This is a genomic window from Sphingobium sp. KKT206 (genome assembly GCF_055640555.1).
Window position 1 is genome coordinate 847072 of the sequence record NZ_CM145765.1, and the last position, 19295, is coordinate 866366.

General features: G+C 63.7%; 14 protein-coding genes. 5 read left to right on the forward strand and 9 right to left on the reverse strand.

Annotated features, from left to right (window positions below; genetic code table 11):
• Positions 1-36 precede the first annotated feature (36 nt).
• From ACZ2HM_RS22010 to ACZ2HM_RS22030, 5 genes are read left to right on the forward strand one after another with little or no spacing between them, the layout of a single operon-like run.
• Positions 37-1746: a glycoside hydrolase family 3 protein gene (locus ACZ2HM_RS22010; protein WP_470427024.1), complete on the forward strand. Its 1710-nt coding sequence runs from the start codon at positions 37-39 to the stop codon at positions 1744-1746.
• Entirely contained in the window at positions 1740-3665 is a 1926-nt protein-coding gene (locus ACZ2HM_RS22015) for a glycoside hydrolase family 3 protein (RefSeq protein ID WP_470427025.1), read from the forward strand. The genes ACZ2HM_RS22010 and ACZ2HM_RS22015 overlap by 7 nt, the downstream gene beginning before the upstream one ends.
• An 8-nt stretch (positions 3666-3673) precedes the next feature.
• Positions 3674-4606, forward strand: a complete 933-nt coding sequence (locus ACZ2HM_RS22020; protein WP_470427333.1) for a formylglycine-generating enzyme family protein — start codon at positions 3674-3676, stop codon at positions 4604-4606.
• Positions 4603-6243, forward strand: coding sequence for a sulfatase family protein (locus ACZ2HM_RS22025; RefSeq protein ID WP_470427026.1), 1641 nt, complete (start codon positions 4603-4605; stop codon positions 6241-6243). Before ACZ2HM_RS22020 ends, ACZ2HM_RS22025 begins: the two co-directional genes overlap by 4 nt.
• Positions 6240-7493 carry an MFS transporter gene (locus tag ACZ2HM_RS22030; protein WP_470427027.1) on the forward strand — a complete coding sequence of 418 codons (1254 nt, stop codon included), beginning with the start codon at positions 6240-6242 and terminating at the stop codon, positions 7491-7493. Before ACZ2HM_RS22025 ends, ACZ2HM_RS22030 begins: the two co-directional genes overlap by 4 nt.
• Before the next feature lie 16 nt (positions 7494-7509).
• Here ACZ2HM_RS22030 and ACZ2HM_RS22035 read toward each other — a convergent pair whose 3' ends face one another.
• From ACZ2HM_RS22035 to ACZ2HM_RS22075, 9 genes are read right to left on the reverse strand one after another with little or no spacing between them, the layout of a single operon-like run.
• The gene (locus ACZ2HM_RS22035; protein ID WP_470427028.1) at positions 7510-10533 is read right to left on the reverse strand and encodes a glycosyltransferase; all 3024 of its coding nucleotides are present in this window, start codon (positions 10531-10533) and stop codon (positions 7510-7512) included.
• Positions 10534-10574: 41 nt separating this feature from the next.
• Complete coding sequence (locus ACZ2HM_RS22040) at positions 10575-11705, reverse strand: cytochrome P450 (protein ID WP_470427029.1); 1131 nt, start codon at positions 11703-11705, stop codon at positions 10575-10577.
• Entirely contained in the window at positions 11702-12553 is an 852-nt protein-coding gene (locus ACZ2HM_RS22045; RefSeq protein ID WP_470427030.1) for a phytanoyl-CoA dioxygenase family protein, read from the reverse strand. Before ACZ2HM_RS22045 ends, ACZ2HM_RS22040 begins: the two co-directional genes overlap by 4 nt.
• Positions 12553-14187, reverse strand: coding sequence for an AMP-binding protein (locus ACZ2HM_RS22050; RefSeq protein WP_470427031.1), 1635 nt, complete (start codon positions 14185-14187; stop codon positions 12553-12555). Before ACZ2HM_RS22050 ends, ACZ2HM_RS22045 begins: the two co-directional genes overlap by 1 nt.
• Entirely contained in the window at positions 14184-15008 is an 825-nt protein-coding gene (locus ACZ2HM_RS22055; RefSeq protein ID WP_470427032.1) for a phytanoyl-CoA dioxygenase family protein, read from the reverse strand. The genes ACZ2HM_RS22050 and ACZ2HM_RS22055 overlap by 4 nt, the downstream gene beginning before the upstream one ends.
• Positions 15005-15892, reverse strand: a complete 888-nt coding sequence (locus tag ACZ2HM_RS22060) for a glycosyltransferase family 2 protein (RefSeq protein WP_470427033.1) — start codon at positions 15890-15892, stop codon at positions 15005-15007. The genes ACZ2HM_RS22055 and ACZ2HM_RS22060 overlap by 4 nt, the downstream gene beginning before the upstream one ends.
• Positions 15889-16173: an acyl carrier protein gene (locus tag ACZ2HM_RS22065; RefSeq protein ID WP_470427034.1), complete on the reverse strand. Its 285-nt coding sequence runs from the start codon at positions 16171-16173 to the stop codon at positions 15889-15891. The genes ACZ2HM_RS22060 and ACZ2HM_RS22065 overlap by 4 nt, the downstream gene beginning before the upstream one ends.
• Entirely contained in the window at positions 16170-17465 is a 1296-nt protein-coding gene (locus ACZ2HM_RS22070) for a polysaccharide pyruvyl transferase family protein (RefSeq protein ID WP_470427035.1), read from the reverse strand. The genes ACZ2HM_RS22065 and ACZ2HM_RS22070 overlap by 4 nt, the downstream gene beginning before the upstream one ends.
• A complete protein-coding gene (locus ACZ2HM_RS22075; protein WP_470427036.1) occupies positions 17462-19156 on the reverse strand; it encodes a tetratricopeptide repeat protein in 1695 nt (564 codons plus the stop codon). The genes ACZ2HM_RS22070 and ACZ2HM_RS22075 overlap by 4 nt, the downstream gene beginning before the upstream one ends.
• Positions 19157-19295 lie beyond the last annotated feature (139 nt).

Below are 19295 nucleotides of genomic sequence, written 5' to 3' on the forward strand. Positions count from 1 at the left end.
AGCTGAACCGATGAAGAACCCGCAAGGTTCGCCCGCATGAATATTGGCCGTGAATCCCTGTCGACCGATGTAGCGCAAAGCACCTCTCCGCTTGCCCTGTCACCTGAGGACACACGCTGGGTCGAGCGCACGCGCGACGCCCTGAGTGTCGAGGCGCAGATCGCGCAGTTGTTCATCCTGTCCTCGCGCCATGACAGTGTGGCGGAAACTGACGAACTGCTCGCGCACGCGCCCGGTGGCATTCACCGCTTTCCGACGCGCGATCTGGATGCGGCCTGGGCGGCGGCCCGCGATGCGGTCGAGCGGTCGGACGTGCCGCTCATCCTGTCGGGCGATATTGAAGGCGGAACGGTCAGCTATCCCTTCACCACCGCCATTCCCAACCAGATGGGCATCGCCGCGTGTGACGATATTGCGCTGAGCACCCAACTCGCGACCATCGTCGGCCAGGAAAGCCGCGCGCTTGGCTATAATTGGTCCTTCACCCCGGTCGTGGATATCAACCGGGCATTCCGCAACCCCGTCGTCGGCACGCGCTCCTACGGCTCCGACCCCGACCGCATTCTGGACCAGGCCAAGGCCTATATCCGCGCGCTGCAGGCACAGGGCGTTGCCGCCTGCGCGAAGCATTGGCCGGGCGACGGGTTGGACGATCGCGACCAGCATCTGGTCACCAGCGTCAACGACATGGACCTCGCCGAATGGGAAGCGACCTTCGGCCGTATCTTCCGCGCGCTGATCGACGATGGCGTTATGACGATCATGTCCGCCCACATTGCGCTGCCCGCCTATATACGGGACAAATTGCCGCGCGCGGGTGCGCAGGCCTTTGAACCGGCGTCGGTGTCGCGCCTTTTGAACGAAGAGCTGTTGCGCGGGCAGCTTGGCTTCGACGGATTGATCCTGTCCGATGCCACCGTCATGGGTGGCATCACCAGTTGGATGGGGCGCGCCGAAGCCGTGCCTGCCATCATCGAAAATGGCTGCGACATGTTCCTGTTCAGCCGCGATCCGGCGCAGGACATGGCCTTGATGCTTAAAGGGCTGCGCGAAGGCCGCCTGTCGGAGCGTCGTCTGCATGAAGCGGTCACCCGCTGCCTGTCGCTCAAGGCGAAGCTCGGTCTGCACCGTATGACCCTTAATGAACGGATCGCCCCCCTGCCGCAGGTGCGCGAAGCCTTGCGCCGTCCCGGCCATCTGGATGTCGCCCGGCGCGCCGTCGCGGATAGTCTGACGCTGGTCAAGGATCGCGACGCGCTCCTACCGATCAGCCCCGCGCACCACCAGCGCGTCGTTGTGATATCGGACGCGGGCACCAGCTTCTTCGCAGGCGCACCGGACCGCGACTTCACCCCGCTGGTACAAGGCCTCGAACAACGGGGCTTTGCGGTCCGGCATTTCGACGCCGAAGCTATGCCGACGTCGGAGGACACCGACCTCGTCCTCTATCTCATCGGCCAGGAAGCGACACCGGGCCTTGGTCATATCTTCCTCGATTTCGCCAAGCTCCACGCTGGTCCCCGCAATGCGATGATCCAGTTCAACCGGGAAATTCCGACGCTGCTCATCTCCTTTGGCCAGCCCTATTATCTGTATGACGCGCCGAACTTCTCCACCTATGTCAATGCCTACGCTTCGCTGCCTGACGTTCAGACGGCGCTGGTCGAACGGCTGGTAGGGGAGGCCGCCTTTACCGGGGTCAGCCCGGTCGATGCATTTTGCGGCAAGGGGCAGTTGCGATGGTAGGCTTGAGCAAATGGCTGGCGGCGTCTATCGCGCTTTTTACGCTCAGCGCGGCTGCCGCGCCACCGACGGGCTGGCGCGATCTCAATCATAATGCTCGGCTTGATCCCTATGAGGACAAGCATGTCCCGATCGATGAGCGGGTCGAGGATCTGCTGGCGCGCATGACGCTGGCGGAAAAGGCCGGGCTGATGCTGCACGGGACATTGCCGACGCCCGGATCATCGATCGGCTTTGCCGGACAGGCATATGACCAGGCCGCCACCACCCGCCTGATGCGCGATCGCCACATATCCAGCTTCATCACCCGGCTCGTCGTGCCGCCTGCCCAACTGGCAGCCCAGAATAATGCAATCCAGAAACTGGCAGAGGCCGGACGGCTCGGCATTCCAGCGACGATCAGCACCGACCCGCGCCACCATTTCCAGGCCACCTTGGGGGCCAGCACGACCGGCGGCGGCTTTTCGCTCTGGCCCGACATGCTCGGTTTTGCAGCGCTGAACGACCCGGCCGTCATGCGTCGCTTCGGCGATATCGCCCGCGCCGAATATCGCGCCGTTGGCATCCATATGGCGCTGTCGCCCCAGGCTGACCTTGCCACCGAACCGCGCTGGGCGCGCTTTTCGGCGACCTTCGGGTCTGACCCGGACACGGTATCGCGCCTGGCCGGTGCTTATGTCGAAGGATTCCAGCAGGGGACCGAGGGCGTCACTGCACAGGGCGTCGCCACCGTCGTCAAACATTGGGTCGGCTATGGCGCCCAGCCGGAGGGATTTGACGGGCATAATGGCTATGGCCGCCATGCCACTTTCACCGACGCTTCCTTCGCCGACCATATCCGCGCCTTCGATGGCGCACTGGCCGCGCGCAGTGCAGGCGTCATGCCGACCTATGTCATCGTCCAGGGGCCAAAGGTCGCAGGGCAGCCGATCGAGCCGGTCGGCGGCGGCTTCAACAAACAATTGCTGTCCGGCCTGCTCCGTGGCGACAAAGGTTTTGCCGGTTTGATCGTATCGGACTGGTCGATCACCCGCGATTGTCCGCAGGCCTGCGTCGCGCCGGATGCCGCCAACCCGCAGACGCCCGCATCGATCGGCATGCCTTGGGGCATGGAGCAAGCGGACAAGACCGCCCGCTTCGCCAAGGGCATAGAGGCCGGCATCGACCAGTTCGGCGGTGCCGACGACCCCGCGCCCATCCTTGACGCCATCGCCAAGGGGCTGGTCAGCATCCAGCGGATCGACGAGTCCGCCCGCCGCGTGCTGCGCCTGAAGTTCGAACAGGGGCTGTTCGACAACCCTTATGTCGATGAACAGTCGGCCGCACGGATCGTCGGCAATCCTGAGGCCCAGCGCCAAGCCGATGCGGTCCAGCGCGATGCCCAAGTGCTGTTGCGCAACGATCGCGCAACCCTGCCGGTGGCGCCGGGCCAGCGCATCTGGCTGCACGGCGTCGATCCGGTTGCAGCTCGCGCCGCTGGCTTCGTCGTGGTGGACGATCCCGCACAGGCGCAGGTCGCGCTGATCCGCACCGCGACGCCGTTCGAAACCTTGCACCCCCATCATTTCTTCGGCTCTCGCCAGCATGAAGGGCGGCTGGACTTCCGCGGCGATGACAAGGATGTACAGGCGATCGCACGCGCCGCCGCCCATGTCCCCACCATCGTTGCCATCGAGATGGACCGCCCGGCCATCCTGACCGCGATCGAACCCCTGGCCCGCGCCCTGATCGTCACCTTCGGCGCGAGCGATGCCGCCGTGCTGGACGTGGTTGCAGGCCGCGCCACGGCACAGGGCCGCTTGCCCTTCTCACTGCCCCGGTCGATGGCTGATGTGGAGGCCCAGCGTCCCGATCTTTCCGATGATGGCCCACCCCCCGCCTATCCGCGCGGCGCGGGGATCGTGGTGGGCGGCGACCAATGACCGACGGCATGCGCCATGTGCCCGGCGGCGCGTTCCAGATGGGATCGGACCGTTTCTATCCCGAAGAAGCGCCCGTCCGCCGGGTTCAGGTGGATGGCTTCTGGATCGACGAGGCGCCGGTAACGAACCGGGATTTCGCGCGCTTCGTGGCGGCGACCGGCCACGTCACTTTGGCCGAGGTTGCGCCGGACCCCAAAGACTATCCCGGCATGGACTCGGCCCTGGCGCAGCCGGGATCGTTGTTGTTCCAACGCACACGCGGCCCAGTCGATCTGGCCGACTATAGCCAATGGTGGCAGTTCAGCTTCGGCACCGACTGGCGGCACCCCCATGGCCCTGACAGCAGCCTCGACGGGCTGGAGGATCATCCGGTCGTCCACGTCGCGTTCGAGGATGCGGAGGCCTATGCAAAATGGGCCGGAAAATCGCTGCCGACCGAAGCGGAATGGGAATATGCTGCGCGCGGCGGCCTGGGCGGCGCGGATTTCGCCTGGGGTGACGAACTGGCACCCGGCGGCGCGATGTTGGCCAATTATTGGCAAGGGGCCTTCCCTTTCGCCAACACGTTGGACGATGGCCATGAACGGACCTCGCCGGTCCGCACCTATCCCGCCAACGGCCATGGCCTGTTCGACATGATCGGTAATGTGTGGGAATGGACGACCGACTGGTTCGCTCAGCACCGGATCGAGCGCAAGGCCAAGGGTAGCTGCTGCGTCCCCGCCAATCCGCGCGGCGGCACGAAGCGCGAAAGCCTCGACCCCGCCAACCCCGATGCGCCGATCCCGCGCAAGGTGCTCAAGGGCGGCTCCCATCTATGCGCGCCCAATTATTGCCAGCGCTATCGCCCGGCCGCCCGCCACCCGCAGGCGGTGGATAGTTCGACCAGCCATATCGGCTTTCGCTGCATCATCCGCGACAAGAAGGAAAACCGCTCATGAAGAACGCCCGCCGCGCCTTGCGCGCTGCTGCGCTTGCCGCTTGCACCTTGTTAGGACCGGGCGTGCTGGCAAAGCCCGTCAACGCGCCGCAAAAGCCGACCAACATGATCTTCGTGCTGGTCGATGACTTGCGCTATGATGCGATGGGCTTTCTGACGCCGGGCCTTCAGACGCCGAACATCGACGCGCTGGCCAAAAATGGCGTCTATTTCCCCAACGCCGTTGTCACCTCCTCGCTCTGCTCGCCCAGCCGCGCGACGATCCTGACCGGCCAGACCGCGCGCAACCATGGCGTGGTCGACAATAATAATAGTTCGGAGGAAGGGCTGACCTTCTTCCCCAAATATCTCCAACAGGCAGGCTATCAGACCGGCTTCTTCGGCAAATGGCATATGGGTTTCGACACCGATGCGCCGCGCGAAGGCTTCGACAAATGGGTGAGTTTCAAGGGGCAGGGCACCTATTTCCCGACCGAATTGCTCTCACCCGAACGGCTCGCGGCGGGCGATCGGCAAATGCTCAACGTCGATGGAACGGCGGTGAAGCGCACCGGCTACATCACCGACGAACTGACCGACTATGCGATGAACTGGCTGGAAAAGGGCCGCGACACGTCCAAGCCCTTCTTCCTCTATTTAAGCCACAAGGCCGTCCATAGCGACCCGTTGCCGCCCGAACGCTACAAGACCCAATATAGCAGACTCGACATCAAGCTGCCCGCCAGCATGGCGAACACGCCGGAAAATAATGCGGGCAAGCCTCTTTGGGTCCAGAATCAGCGCAACAGCTGGCATGGCGCGGACTTCCCCTATCATACCGACAATCCCATGACCGAGCAGGTCCGCGACTATTATCGCACGCTCAGCCCCGTCGACGACAGTCTGGGGCGGATCATGGCTTACCTCAAGAAGAACAAGCTCGACAAGAATACCATGGTCGTTTTCTATTCCGACAATGGCTTCATGATCGGCGAACATGGCCTGATCGACAAGCGCAACGCCTATGAGCCCTCGGTCCGCGTGCCGATGATCGTCTGGGCACCGGGCATAGTGCCAAAGGGCGTCACCAATCCGGCGGTCGTGCGCAACCTCGACCTCGCGCCGACCTTCCTCGACATCGCCCATGTCGCCAAGCCGCAGCAGATGGAGGGCAAGAGTTTCCTGTCCGTGGCCGAAGGCAAGATCGACGAGAAGGCCTGGAATCCCGGCGATTTCGTCTATGAATATTATTGGGAATGGAGCTTCCCGCAGACCCCCACAACCTTTGCGATCGAGCGGGACCGGGTGAAATATATCCAATATCATGGCGTCTGGGATCTGGAGGAACTGTACGACCTCAAGACTGACCCGGATGAGATGCATAATTTGATCGCAGACCCGGCCTGGCTCGACACCAAGATCACCCTGCGCAAGGCGCTGTTCGACCAGCTCGGCAACAGCAAGGGCGAGCATGTCGTCCCTTACACCCGCAAGACGAGTTCGGGCCTGGTCCATCGCAAGATCGATGGCACCCGCGCCGCCGATTTCCCGGCCGACTGGTATGTTCAGCCTAACCTGCCATCGAAGATGAACGACTTGTTCGCCGATACGCCCGCCAAACAAAAAGCCGATGCTGCGGGCAAGGCCTATCGGCCATGATCGGTCAACCGACCGTGCATCAGGGGCGTCCGCCGGTGTCGATCGGCTTCATCGCCATCTATGTGCTGGCCCAGTTCGGCATCTGGATCGCCCTGCTGACGCCGGTCGTTATGACCATCGCGCTGCGCGTTAGTGAAATTGCGGGGGAAGCCGAAAAGGGCCGCTGGCTTGGCATCATCCTCGCCATCGGCGGCTTTGTCGCGCTCGTCATCACGCCGATCTGCGGTGCGCTCTCGGACCGCACCCGCAGCCGCTTCGGCCGTCGTCGCCCCTGGCTGGTCGGTGGCCTGTTGGTCAGCGGATTGGGGCTGACCATCCTTGGCACCGCGCCCAATCTGCTGCTGCTGGGCATCGGCTGGGTCATCTGTCAGGCCGGATTCAATGCCATGCAAGCCGCTTGCCTGCCGATCCTGCCCGACATCATTCCCTTCCGCATGCAGGGCCGCGTTGCCGGTATGCTCGGCATGACATCGACCGCAGGCACCTTTGTCGGGAGTTGGATCACGCAATATACGCAATCGTCGGACCTGCTGATGTTCCTGGTGCCCTTTGGCATCACGGTCGCCAGCGTCTTGACCCTATGTGTCATCCTGCCCGATCGTCCAGCGGTCAGCAGCGACAGCAAGATGAATCCGCTCATCATGCTGCGCTCCATCTTCGCGCCGTTCCGCGACTGGGATTTCAGCTGGGCCTTTGGCAGCCGTTTCCTGATCATGATGGCCTGGTCCTTCCTGCTGACCTATCAGCTCTTCTTCCTGACCGACCAGCTATCGCTCAGCCGATCTGACGCGACGCAGGTGATGGTCAAGTCGATGGCGATCATCGCATCGGCCACCATCGCTATCTCGCTGGTTGGCGGTTTCATCACCGACTGGACCGGCCGTCGCAAGCCGCTGATCTTCGTCGCGGCTGCGCTGGAAGCGTCGGGCTTTCTGGTCATCGCGCTTGCGCCATCCGTGTCGCAATTTCTTGTCGGCGTTGCCCTGGCGGGGATCGGCAAGGGGCTCTATTTCGCCGTCGATCTGGCTTTGCTCGCGGCGATCCTGCCAAGCGAGGAAGACCGTGCCAAGGATATGAGCGTCTTCCAGATCGCCAATTCCCTGCCCCAGTCCCTGGCCCCGGCCATCGCCCCCATCATCCTCGCCATCGGCAGCGCGAGCGGCAAGAATTACGCCGCCATCTATATCGTCGGCTGCCTCTTCGCCTTGCTAGGGGCCTTCGCGATCAACCCGGTCCGCCGCTCTCGGTAAGCGGCGGCACCGCGCGTCACTCGCCTTCAAGTACCTGCCAAATCGCTTCGACCCGCGCCTGCCACGACATCTTGCCGACCAGATAGTCGCGCAGCGCCGGGTTGACCGGCGGAATCCAGCCGTTCAGCACCGCCTTGAGCTGGGCCATGAACTGATCGTCCGTATCGGCGACCGCAATATAGGGTGCCAGTTCATCGATGTTGGCGACGGCTGATGCGACGATCGGCAGGCCGGAGGCGAAATAGACGTAGAGTTTGAGCGGGTTCATCCGATCGCTCAGCGCATTTTGCAGATGCGGCATGATCGCGACGTCGAAGCCACGCATGATCTGCAAGGCTTCTTCATAAGGCCTGACGCCCAGCATATGGATATTGGCGTGACGTTCGGCGATGGCGGCCACTTCTGGTCGGCCATGCGCCGATCCGACCAGTACGATGCTGCCATCGGGGTAGGCTTGCGCGATCCGCTCGATCAACGGCCAGTTCACCCGGTCGCGCAGATTGCCGACATAGCCGATGATGGGGCGCGGCAGGTCGCGCAGCGCAGCATGGGCTTCGACCTCGCCGCCCAGCCGCTCGCACCCGTTAGGCACCAGATGAATGTCCGTGCGCAGCGGCGCGAACACTTCCCTTATGGGTTCGCAATTGCTGAACACCATATCGGCATCCCGCAATATCGCTTCATAGCCTGCTTCGACGCGCTGGCGATAGGCCGCGCTCGATCCGGGGAAGGTGCGCTGGTCATCGATCAGGTCGGCGATGACCAGCCGGGGTTTGAAAACCTCCATCACCAACGGATAGTCGAATACCAGCGGCGAGACCCATAGCAATGGCCCATCCTGCACCGCCGCCTCTTCGCGCAAAGCGCGCAGGAAATCGGCATAGGCTTCGGGCGGTGGCAGGGCCTCCCCAAAGGCCTCGCCCGATGCCGCGCGACCGCGATGCAGGAAGGTGCGGCGCAGAAAGTCCGGCGTGTCGGCTTGGCGCAGTACCCGCTTTTTTACGGTCTCGTAAATCTGCCTGCCTTGATGCGCGGCCTGCTGCTGCGCTGCCTCGCTTTGCTGTTCCAGCTCCTGCAGAGCAATCGGCGCGTCGAGATGGATGATGCGGCGTACCTTGCCCGTCTCCAGCATATATTTGGCCAGCATGTCGGGACGACGGCCATAGATGTCGGAGTCATTCTGCTTCCACAGGAAGATCATGTCGCGCGGGGCGTCGTCGCGTCTGAGCGGTGGGCGGCGTGCCGATGGACCAAGCGCAATGCCGGTCTTGCGCGACAGCAGCTTAAGCGTCCGGTCCAGCAGCGGCGTGGCGGCCGGGCGCGCTGCCTGTGCGGCGCGATAGGCCAGGTCGAGGCGCGCCGCATTCACGGCATAGCTCATCTCGGTCAGGAAATAAGTCCGCCCCGCCTGTCCCTGCGATGCAATCCGGTTCGCCGCCACATCGCGCAGGGCAGCATCCAACGCCGCATCGTTCGGCACGGGCAGATAGGCGCGCGCCAGGGCGATATCCTCCAAAGGCGGCACGGTGCGGGCGAGCACGGGCACGCCCATGGCCAGCGCATCGGTCAGCTTGGCGGGCAATTGATAGGCGGCGATCGGGTGGTCCGGGTCTTGCAGGATCACGACGGCATCGGCCATGTTGACGAGTTCGGGCAAGCGATCCCAAGGTTGATCGGGATGCAGCGCGAGGCGAATATCCGTGTACGTCGCCAGCGTCTCGCTCAGCGCCTTGTCGCCAATGCGTCCGATGACGCACAGCGCCAGCCGGGGGTCTTGCACCCGGCGCAACGCTTCGGCGACATCCAGCAAGCCCTTGTGGGCGCGCGGCGTTCCCAGGAACAGGATGACGCGATCCTGCGCGCCATAGCCGAACTCGCCGCGCGTCTGATCGCGATCATAGCGGGCTGGATCGAACAGCGTCTCGTCGCGCGCATGGCGCAGCACTGCACCGCCGAAACGGCGTTGCAGCGCGATATTGGAGACGGTGACATAATCGGCTTCCGCCAACAGCGTTTCGCCAAAGCGCGTCCACAGGTCGCTATGCGGTATGGCAAAGCCCGAAGCGTCCGCTTCCGCTGCCGCCAGCACTTCGTCCCAATCGGCCGGTGTCCGGTCCTTGACGAAGGCCAGTTCATGATCATCGACATCGACGATCATCGGGCAATTATTCGCCTGACTAATCAGATGGCCCAGCAACAGGCTGGGCAGGCGGGGCTTGCCGACATGGACGATGTCGCAGCGCGTGTTGCGTGCCATCTCCGCCGCCCCGCGCAGGAAACTCGCCATATCGCTCGCCGGAAAGCTACGCATCGGCAACAGGGCGTCGGCGATCGGTGGCCAGATGCTGGTCCCATAGGTTTTGAAGATCGGTCCCACCAGTTCGACGCTATGATTGCGAGCGGCCATATCGGCGAGCAGGAAGGCGCGACCGACCGGATTATGCGCCATGTCCCAGGATATGACGCACACCCGTTCGGGCCGTTTGGCCAAGGCAGGCTGGCTCGGCAAAGGGCCACGGGGACGGATGGACAGGGATGCAATCGCCAATGTCCCCGGTCCATCGGCGAAATCCATCGCCAACAATAACGGACGACCATCGACGCTCCCCGCCGTTGAGAAATTGCGAACGATCCGCGATCCCGGTACAAGTCTGATCGGTCCCTGCACCAGCGTCTTGTGCAGAACCCGCTGCCCCTTCGCATCTATGCTCAGCAACACCACCCATTTGAGGATAGGCACACCGTCCCCGCCCTTGGCCGGTGCGCTGAGTGCCAGGGCATAATCCGCCTGCGCCTCATCCGACTGGTGCGGCAATTGTTGCCAGATGCGCAGCCAGGACGCGCCGTCATGGAGCGTCACCGCCACCCCACTGGGCCGGTCGCCTTGCAGCGCAGGGGTTAGCGCAAAGCGGCTGTTCTTCTTATATTCGACATGCCAGGCACCGCAAAATGCGCCATCATTGTCCTGATCGCTGTCCGGTATCCAGTCGTCGAACGTCTCGTTCGCAATATCGCAGGCATGTGTCGGCGCGTCATTCATTATGTCTTGAACCGGGGGTTGGGGAGAGGTCGGATCGGTCATCATTGCTCCGCCGCAACCGGGGTCAGTATGAGGGGCAGGTGCGCGAACACACGCCAATCCTCATGATCTAGCAAGACACCGCGCGCCGCGGCCGGGCGTATCTGGAAGCGGTCGATGATGGCGGTTACCATCATTTCGGCCTCCATCGCGCCAAGCAATGGCCCCTGGCACATATGCGCGCCGCCGCCGAAGGCGAGCAACGGTGCATTTTTCCGGCCGGGATCGACTTGGTCGGGGTCAGCGAATGCTTCGGCGTCCCGGTGGGCACGGTCGATCCGCAGCAACACCAGATCGCCCGGCGCGATCGACACGCCCCCAATATCGACCGCTGCCTGGGCCACGCGCCGGTTGAGACGGCGCAACGGCCCGGCAAGACGCAGCGTTTCGCGAATGAATCCCGGCATCAGAGTCGGTTCCGACCGTAGGCGCGCCTGCCAGGCCGGGTTGCGCGCCAATAGGTCCAGAGCCGCGCTGATCGTACCCGCGATGGAATCCGCCCCGGCGACCAGCAGGAACGCGATCAGATCGAAAGATGCATCGTCAGTCTCAATGCTATCCCGCTGCAAGCCGCTGCGGAGCCCACGGCGCAAGCGACCGGCGGCATCCTGGCAGGCATCATAGTCCCGCAAACTGCAGCTATGCGACCAGGCCCGCGTCACCAGCATCGCGTCCGCGCGCAAGGCCATGGCCTGATCGACCGGCAAACCCAGCATCGATGCCAGGATCCGAGAAGGGAGGGGATCAGCCAGATGCACAACCGCGTCGATCGCGCCGCCAGACGGCACCGAAGTTGCGATGTGCCGGGCTTCCGCCAGAATGGTGGACGCTGGCCATCGTGCCATGCTTTGCTGCACGATATGGCGCACGGCTTGCCTGCTGACCAGATGCGCTGAGCCATTTTGAAACACCATCGTTTGGTCGAGTAATGCCAGCAAATCTGAATAGTCGCGCTTGGCGCGATCAGCGATCCGTTCGATGCCCATCATCGGCGATGCTGTGCGGAAAGCGGGCGATCGCAATATCAGGCTGGCATCGGCGTGGCGCGTGATGACCCACGGGCCGTTCCCTTCGCTGCGGAAGGGCGGCATGGCGGGGCTGATCGGCGCGTCGGGATCAGTAATAGAGGTCATTCGTCAAGACCTTTGGGCGCAGAGGCTTCTGGTTGACGATCGCTCTTGTCGAATATCACGGCCATCCCATGCCGGATCGATTCACCATGATGCCGCAGCGCATCGGGGTGGAAGGGCGCGGCGGGTGCCTGTTCCAACTGGAAATGGCCATGATCCCGGCCACGGACCAACGTCGCGAAATTGCGCGCGCCGCTGCGCTGCGCCACCGTGGCGGGAATATAGCGCATCGCAAAGCCGATACGCCGCTCGCTGGATTGGTTCGGTGGCGATCCATGGACGATGAGCGGATCATGCAACGACATTTCGCCCGGACGCAGCCTGACGTCGATCGCCGACCGCTGATCCACGCCGCCGATCACCTCTTCGCGGCGACCCAGCATGTTCAGCCGGTCGCCGCTGTCGCGATGGGGCAATATCTGGGCATGGCTGCCTGGAATCATCTGCACGCCGCCATTGTCGGGGCCGCTGTCGCTCAGCGCCAGCCAGGCCGTCACCGCGCGCGGTGCATTGAGGCCCCAATGCGTCTGGTCCTGATGCCAAGTGACATGGCGGGGGCTGTGGCTCTCCTTGATGATGAAACTGCTGCCCCAGCATAGCAGGTCCGGCCCCAGCAGATCCTCGATCGCGTCGAGCAGACATGGATTATGGACCATATCCCATAGCCAGGGGATCAGCAGGTGCGGCTTGGCGTTCAGCGCAGGCGGCAGCCGCCCGGCACGGCTCGCCTCGATCGCTTCCAGTGCGGAACGAAATTGCGCGGCTTCCGTTTGCGGATACAGGCGAACGGGGAAAACGACGCCGTCGCGACGAAAAGCATCGATATGGGCATCGGTCAGGCCTTTCCCCATCACATATCCCCCTCAACCAGCGCCTTGATCTCACCCGCCTGATAGGCGGCGCGGGCCGCCTGCCGTCGGATTTTGCCGCTGGTCGTGCGCGGCAGGGCACCGCTGCCGACAAAGACGATCTGGGGCATCAGGGCGCACCGTTCACCAACCTGCTGCGCCACGACCCTGGCCCATTCCCTGCGTTCCATCGCGCTGCTGCGGTTCCGCGCGACTTCGCACAATAGCAGCAGTTGCTCCTCATCCTCGACGGTAATGCCGACGGCCGCTACCGCCAGCAGTGGCGATCCATCCACGTCCAGCGCGGCGGCTTCGGCGTCGGCGGCATGGATATTGCGGCCATGGACGATGATGCAATCCTTGATCCGGTCCAATATCACCAGGCCATCAGCAGCCCAGCTGCCCACGTCCCCAGTGGGAAGCCAGCCTGTCCCATCCTCATCCTCGCGCAATTCGGGCAATGGCACCACGCGGCCCTCCCACCCTGACCAAAGACCCATGGCGACATGCGGTCCGGCGATGCAGATTTCGCCGCGTTCGCCATCAGGGAGCGGGCGTCCATCCTGCGGATCGCAAATCCTGACCTGCGCGTCGTCGGGTGCCCATCCACAGGAGACATGGGCACGGCCCACGCCAGGGACTGCAACCGGCGCGCCATCGTTCCATCGGGTCGATGTCGCCAAAAGCGTGGCTTCGGCCAAACCATAGCAAGGCAGAAAGGCAGCCGGATCGAACCGTGCCGGTGCCAGGCGGTCGGCAAAGGCGTTCAGGCTGCGTAATCGTACCGGCTCCGCCCCGCAAAATGCGACTTTCAATGTCGACAGATCGAGCGTCCCTGCCTGCGCCGGCGTGATGCGACGAACGCACAGGTCATAGCCGAAATTGGGTCCGCCAGCGGTCGTGCCTCGATGGTCGCTGATCGCCTTCAGCCAGCGGAGCGGCTTCTGGATAAAGGCGAAGGGGGGCATCAGTACGGCGGTGCCGCTGGCATAAAGCGGATGCAGGAGCGCGCCGAACAACCCCATATCATGATGCGGGGGGAGCCAGTTGACGGCCACGATGTCCGGCCCGCTACCGAACATCTGTCCGATCATCGCTTGATTGGCCATGATGTTGCGATGGCTGATGACGATCCCGCGGGGTGCCTGGGTGGAACCCGAACTATATTGGATCACGGCCGCCGCATCGGGATCGGGCAGGGGCACATCTACCCCGTCTCCCGTCATGGCTGCCGGATCGACTGGGCGCAGTGCGCCCATGTCGATGCCATGATCGGCGGGACCGATTACGCTGCCGGTGCCCAGATCGGCGACCATCAAGGCCAGCCTCCGCCGCGCCTCGTCGCCGGTCGGGGGAAAGGGGATCGGTACGGCAATGGCACCCGCGCGCAGGCACGCCAGCAGCGTCACGACGAAGGGCAGGCCCGGTGGCAAGGCCAGCACGACCGGCGTGTCGGCGAGGCCCGCCTGGTATAATCGGCCTGCCATGGTCGTTACCGCCGCATGCAGGTCGGCATAGCATGCCTGCTCGGTGACCGCTTCGCCCCGTTGCAGGAACCGGATGGCGCTGTGGTCCCCACGGGTCGCCGCATGTTGTTCCAGTAGAGCGGGCAAAGTCAGGGCTACAGACAAGCTCAAGACTGCCCCCCCATATTGGGCAGGACATTGCGCATCCATCGGCGCAGCACACCAGAATATCGGTCAAGCGCAGCCGGATGGTAGGGGGCTTCGGGCGCCTGTTCCAGATCGAAATGACCATGGTCCCGCCCTCGTACCAATGTGGCGGAAGCGCGTACTGGGCCGATGGATCGGAGGTGGGCGGGAATATAGCGGATGGCGAAACCGCAACGGCGTTGCATCGACATGTTCGCGCGTGAGCCGTGAACCAGCATGACGTCGTGCAGCGACAATTCGCCGGGGCGCAACTGGATATCCACCGCCTTGCTCTCGTCCACCTCCTCGGCGATCGCTTCGCGTCCGGGCAACATCACGTCATTGTCGCGGGTATCGACATGCACCAAGGGTGTCCAATGGCTGCCGGGACTGACGCGCATGCAGCCATTGTCCGGCAGGGAAGGGGTGAAGGCGATCCAGGCGGTCAGCGCCTGGGGCGCCGACAGGCCCCAATAGGTCGCATCCTGATGCCAGGTCACATGTTGCGGCGTGCCTGGGGCCTTGTCGAAAAAGCCCGCTGCCCAGCAGAGAAGGTCCGGCCCCAGCAATTGCTCGATGGGGTCGAGAATAGCGGGATGATGGACCATGTCCCAGAGGAAAGGGGCGAGAAGATGCACCTTCACATTATGGCCGGGCGCGATCCGGCCCGCGCGCATCGCGGCCAGCGCATCGACCTGGGCGAGTTGGGCGGCCATCGCGGCCTCATCCATCACAGGCAGGGGCGCGAGAAAACCGTCGCGCCGATAGCGGGCGATGGCGGCCTTATCGATGCGATGCGCCGTCATGCGCGCGCACCGATCGGCGGCTGGATGACGGATCGGTTTTGGGCATCATAGAGCCAGCCCGGATCGCGCATCGTGGCCAGCGGGCGACCGCGCCGTTGCCGATACAGGCGACTACCGGTCTGGAGTACCGCTATCGCGCTTTCCGGGGTGCTGGTCGACACGCCGCCATGGATCTGATGGAACGTCCCTTCGCCCACTATGCGGATCTGCTGCACATCGGGCAGGGCACAGGCCCGCAAATAGGTGTCGGGATTGACCACGCCGCCGCCCGGCTCCACGAACGCCGCGTCATAGCCGCCCAGTTCGTCCCATAGCGGCCGGGGCAGGAACAGCGCGTTGCTCTCCAGCATCGGCCCCTCCGGGCCACCACGCAATTCGCTCGTCGCGACGTCGAACAGGCGATAGCCCGCCTGCGGCCAGTCGATCGTATCGAGCAAGTGATCCTCGGCATGGCGATCATAGCCATGGCGTATGCTGTCGAACTGCAGGGTCGGTCCCAATTGATAGTTGAGCGTCGCGACCACGGGCCGGGGATGCAGCGTCGCTGCCGAACGGCAGGCGGCGATCAATCCGGGTGACGCCAGTCGTGCGCCGTCGATCCACACCCCGATAAACGGCGCGCGGGCAAGCGAGAGCCCATGGTTGATCGCCGACACTGGCGACACGCTGGGGTGGGCCTGTTGTACGATGCGAATATCGGCATCCAGATGAGCCACGTCCGTCAGGGTTGGTGGCTGGTCGGAACCATTATCCATCAGGATGATCTCGATATCGGCGCGCGCGATGTCCGTCTGATAGGGCGGGCATAGCGACAATAGCGTGCGGGGCAGTTCCCGCCGCATATTATAGCTTACCAGCACGATCGAGACGGCGGGTTGCGTCAATCGCGTTGCTCCGCGCCCGCCAGCTTCCCGTCCCCATCGCTGGCAAAGGCGGCAACAAATTCGTCGATGCTGGGATTTTCGAACAGTTGGACCGGATCGACCTGCACGCCGAACTCTTCCTCCATCACGCCGGCCATCACCACGGCTTCCACACTGTCGAAGCCATAGGCGTCGAATGTCTGATCGGTCGGCACCTGTTCGGGCAGGGACAGGACGCCGCCGATATAGGCGACCATCCAGGCACGCAGCGTATCGCGGTCACATGGCAAGCGTTGGTTCATGGGTGTTCCTTTGTAATAGGGGACAGGTCGAACAGGCCGCCCGCCGCAGCAGGCTGGGCGCGCATCCGGCGATTGAGAATGGGCTGGAGCGCCCAGCCCGGCCCATCGTTCGCGATCATGTCGCGCATCCAGGTCAGGGCGAAGTCGCGCCTTTCCTCCCACCGCTCCGCAGGCGCGTTGAAGGCAGCGGTGATTCTCGCCCAATGGCGGTCCAGGGCATCGGCGATCGATGCGGGCAGCAGGCTGCCATCCTGGCGTTGGCTCCTCGTCGATGCCATCGTCAAAGCCTCCTCCCAGGTGCGCGCGAGATCCTGTGGCCGCCCGCAATGGGCCAGAAAGCCTGAAAATTTATTATAGCTCGGACGGCCGACCAGAATGCCAGGCACGCCATAGGCACTGGCGGCGACATAGCCATGCAGGGACGCCCCGATATAGAGCGCGCTATGGGCGATTGCGGCGCTGATTTCCTGCAGGCTGAGTGGGTCGTCGAGCATAAGGCAAGGTGCGCCGAGCGAGTCAGCGAATTGGCGCGCGACCGTCGGGTCGTCATGGTTCTGCCCGACGGCCACCAGCATCGGTACCATCCGTCGTGCCTCAGCGAACTGGCGCAGCGCCGATCCAAGCGCCTGGCGATCCACGCCCGCGACCGACCGATTGCGGATATGGATGGCCAGCAATTGTGTGTCGGGTGCCATCCCCTTGCGTGCCAGCAATTGCCGGAATGGGTCGGCAAGATCGGCCTGTGACCACAGCCGCGGCAGATCAGCAATGGGGTCCGGTACGATCGCGATACTGGCGTCTTCCGTCGCAGGAGCGAGCAGATGGCGGCTGCCTTCGTCCCGCACAGAAACATAGGATGCGGCATGGCGGGCGGCGTCGATCACGCGCCTTTGTCGACTGGAAAAGGGATGCGGCACGCCGGGCGCGTTCCAGGCGATGGGAATGTCGCGCAGCGCTGCCGCCAGCGTCGCCCCCAACCAAAGGCCAGCGCCTGCCCAATTGCCAAGCGACGGATCGCCATAATGATCCAGAAAGGCCAGCGAATTGGCGTGGATCATATAGCCGCCGCCGATCAATATCCCGGCCGGGGCGATCGATCCCGACAACATCTCCCCAATATCGATGGTCGGCAGGGCGTCAGGGAAGTCGGCCTGCCCGCCGGTCGGTGACACCGCCACCACATCAAAACCCGCATCGGCCAGACGCGTGCGCGCCACCAGGGGAAACAGCAGGTCGCCATAATTGTTCATATCGAACATGCCGGATATGAGGATGGTGCGCCGCGCGCTCATATCCCGCCTCCTATGGTGGCCAATGCCTTGTCGAGCACGGTGAAGAACAGGCCGTTGTCGATGGCATGTTCGATCGCAAAATGGTCGGCGCAGTCCGCGATCGCATAGAGGGTGACATTGTCGAGACCATCCAGGCAGCGTGCCGCCTCCGCATCGGGGGCGTGCGCGGCGCCGAAGACCTGATGCACATGGGTTTGCGGCACGGACCGGATGAGGCCCACCAAGTCCATATCCGCGCTCGTAAAGGTCGAAAACAGCGAAGCGCGCGTGCCATTGGCCGCAACCGGGGCGTCTTCGGCAGCATCCAGCCCCAGATTGACCGGCCCGGCAAAGGATATGGCCGCATGGCTTTCCATCATGGCGGCGCACCGAATGGCCGCGACACCAGCAATGGACGATCCCATGGTGATGACCGGCACGCCCAACTCATCGGCCATGCGGCGCAACGCTTCGATCATGGCGTCATGGTCCGGACCGAGCGATGCGATGCCGCTGGTGAAACTGCGATGGTTGCGATCGCGCAGATAGAGGATGTTCACGGGGCGCTGGCGCAGCAATCCGTCGGCTAGTCCAAAAGGCAGATAGCCCAGCCCCCCAACGACACTGGCAAACAACAGGATTGTCGCCTGCGCACCTGCCATGGGCAGAATTTGAACGTCGAGGTCGCAACCATGGCGAACCGCGCGCTTATTGTCCCAGGTCGCAGCAGGATGCGCGGCCATAGCCGTGCGCAACGGCCCGGCCATATGGGCGACGGCATCCTGCGTCGCCAAACGATCGATGATCGCCCGCGCATCGGCAACAGCGCCGTGCCGCAGGGCGGCTATCGCATATTGGAACAGCCAGCGCGAATTGCTCGCCTGTTCCGGTGCGCGCGCGCGCAATAGCGCGAACAGCCGCTTGTCCACGCTATCGGACAAAGGGCAGCGATTATAGCGGAACAGCAACAGCCAATCGTCCGGCCAGCGGGTCAGTGCCGCGTCGAGCAGCGCGATCACGCCGTCGATCCGTCCGGTGAAGATGGCCGCCTGGATCGCGCGGCGGGCGAACTCGACCCGGTCGGGGTTGCGCTCCATCAACTGGACGGACAGGGCATAGGCATCTTCGAACCGTGCGGCCGCCAGATGCAGCTCCAGCTCGATCAACCGGCTTTCATCGGTTAGCGGTCCCCAGGCGCGTGCCTTGTCGAACAATGCTTCGGTTCCGCTTCGATCCTGCTGGCGAAAGCGGATCGCGGCGAGTTTCAGCAGGATGAAGCGATCATCCGGGTGCGACCGCAGCAGGGTTTCGAGATAGGCGCGCCGTATATCCGGATCGACCAGGGTCATGAGGATGCGAGACAGCAGCCCGGTTCGCGTCTGTTCTGGCGCGCTACCTGCCCACACGGCCTCACGAAACAGCATGCGGGCATCGTCAGGCCTTTGGCGGCGCAGGAAGAGTTCGACCAGTCGGACCGCAGGCCAAGGGTTGGCGGGATGATTGTCGCGCGCCGTCTGGAAGACCGCCACGGCTTCCTCGACCCGGCCTGTCTTTTCCAGCCAGCCGCCTTCGATAAGACGCAGGCGCAGATCATCGGGCCAGCGCCCGCGCGCCAGAGATATGCGGCGATCGATCGACCCATCGTCGTCGCCCGCCGCTTTCGTCAGCGCCTCCAGTGCGGCAATCTCATCGCGCAGGAGCGATGCGGTCACACCATCAGCTTTTTTGTCTGCCCGGTGTAACATCGGCCCCCCATGTACCCCCTGCCTTCAATGGCCATGACAATGGCTAATCCAAACCGGGTCAATATTGAAGTCCGATTTGGACGGTGTCGCAGGAACTGGTCGAGAT

Coding starts and splice junctions, on each gene's coding strand:
- ACZ2HM_RS22040 (WP_470427029.1), bottom strand. CDS start 11,705: ATGACCTCTATTACTGATCCCGACGCGCCGATCAGCCCCGCCATGCCG.
- ACZ2HM_RS22065 (WP_470427034.1), bottom strand. CDS start 16,173: ATGAACCAACGCTTGCCATGTGACCGCGATACGCTGCGTGCCTGGATG.
- ACZ2HM_RS22070 (WP_470427035.1), bottom strand. CDS start 17,465: ATGAGCGCGCGGCGCACCATCCTCATATCCGGCATGTTCGATATGAAC.
- ACZ2HM_RS22045 (WP_470427030.1), bottom strand. CDS start 12,553: ATGGGGAAAGGCCTGACCGATGCCCATATCGATGCTTTTCGTCGCGAC.
- ACZ2HM_RS22015 (WP_470427025.1), top strand. CDS start 1,740: ATGGTAGGCTTGAGCAAATGGCTGGCGGCGTCTATCGCGCTTTTTACG.
- ACZ2HM_RS22030 (WP_470427027.1), top strand. CDS start 6,240: ATGATCGGTCAACCGACCGTGCATCAGGGGCGTCCGCCGGTGTCGATC.
- ACZ2HM_RS22035 (WP_470427028.1), bottom strand. CDS start 10,533: ATGAATGACGCGCCGACACATGCCTGCGATATTGCGAACGAGACGTTC.
- ACZ2HM_RS22025 (WP_470427026.1), top strand. CDS start 4,603: ATGAAGAACGCCCGCCGCGCCTTGCGCGCTGCTGCGCTTGCCGCTTGC.
- ACZ2HM_RS22020 (WP_470427333.1), top strand. CDS start 3,674: ATGCGCCATGTGCCCGGCGGCGCGTTCCAGATGGGATCGGACCGTTTC.
- ACZ2HM_RS22010 (WP_470427024.1), top strand. CDS start 37: ATGAATATTGGCCGTGAATCCCTGTCGACCGATGTAGCGCAAAGCACC.
- ACZ2HM_RS22055 (WP_470427032.1), bottom strand. CDS start 15,008: ATGACGGCGCATCGCATCGATAAGGCCGCCATCGCCCGCTATCGGCGC.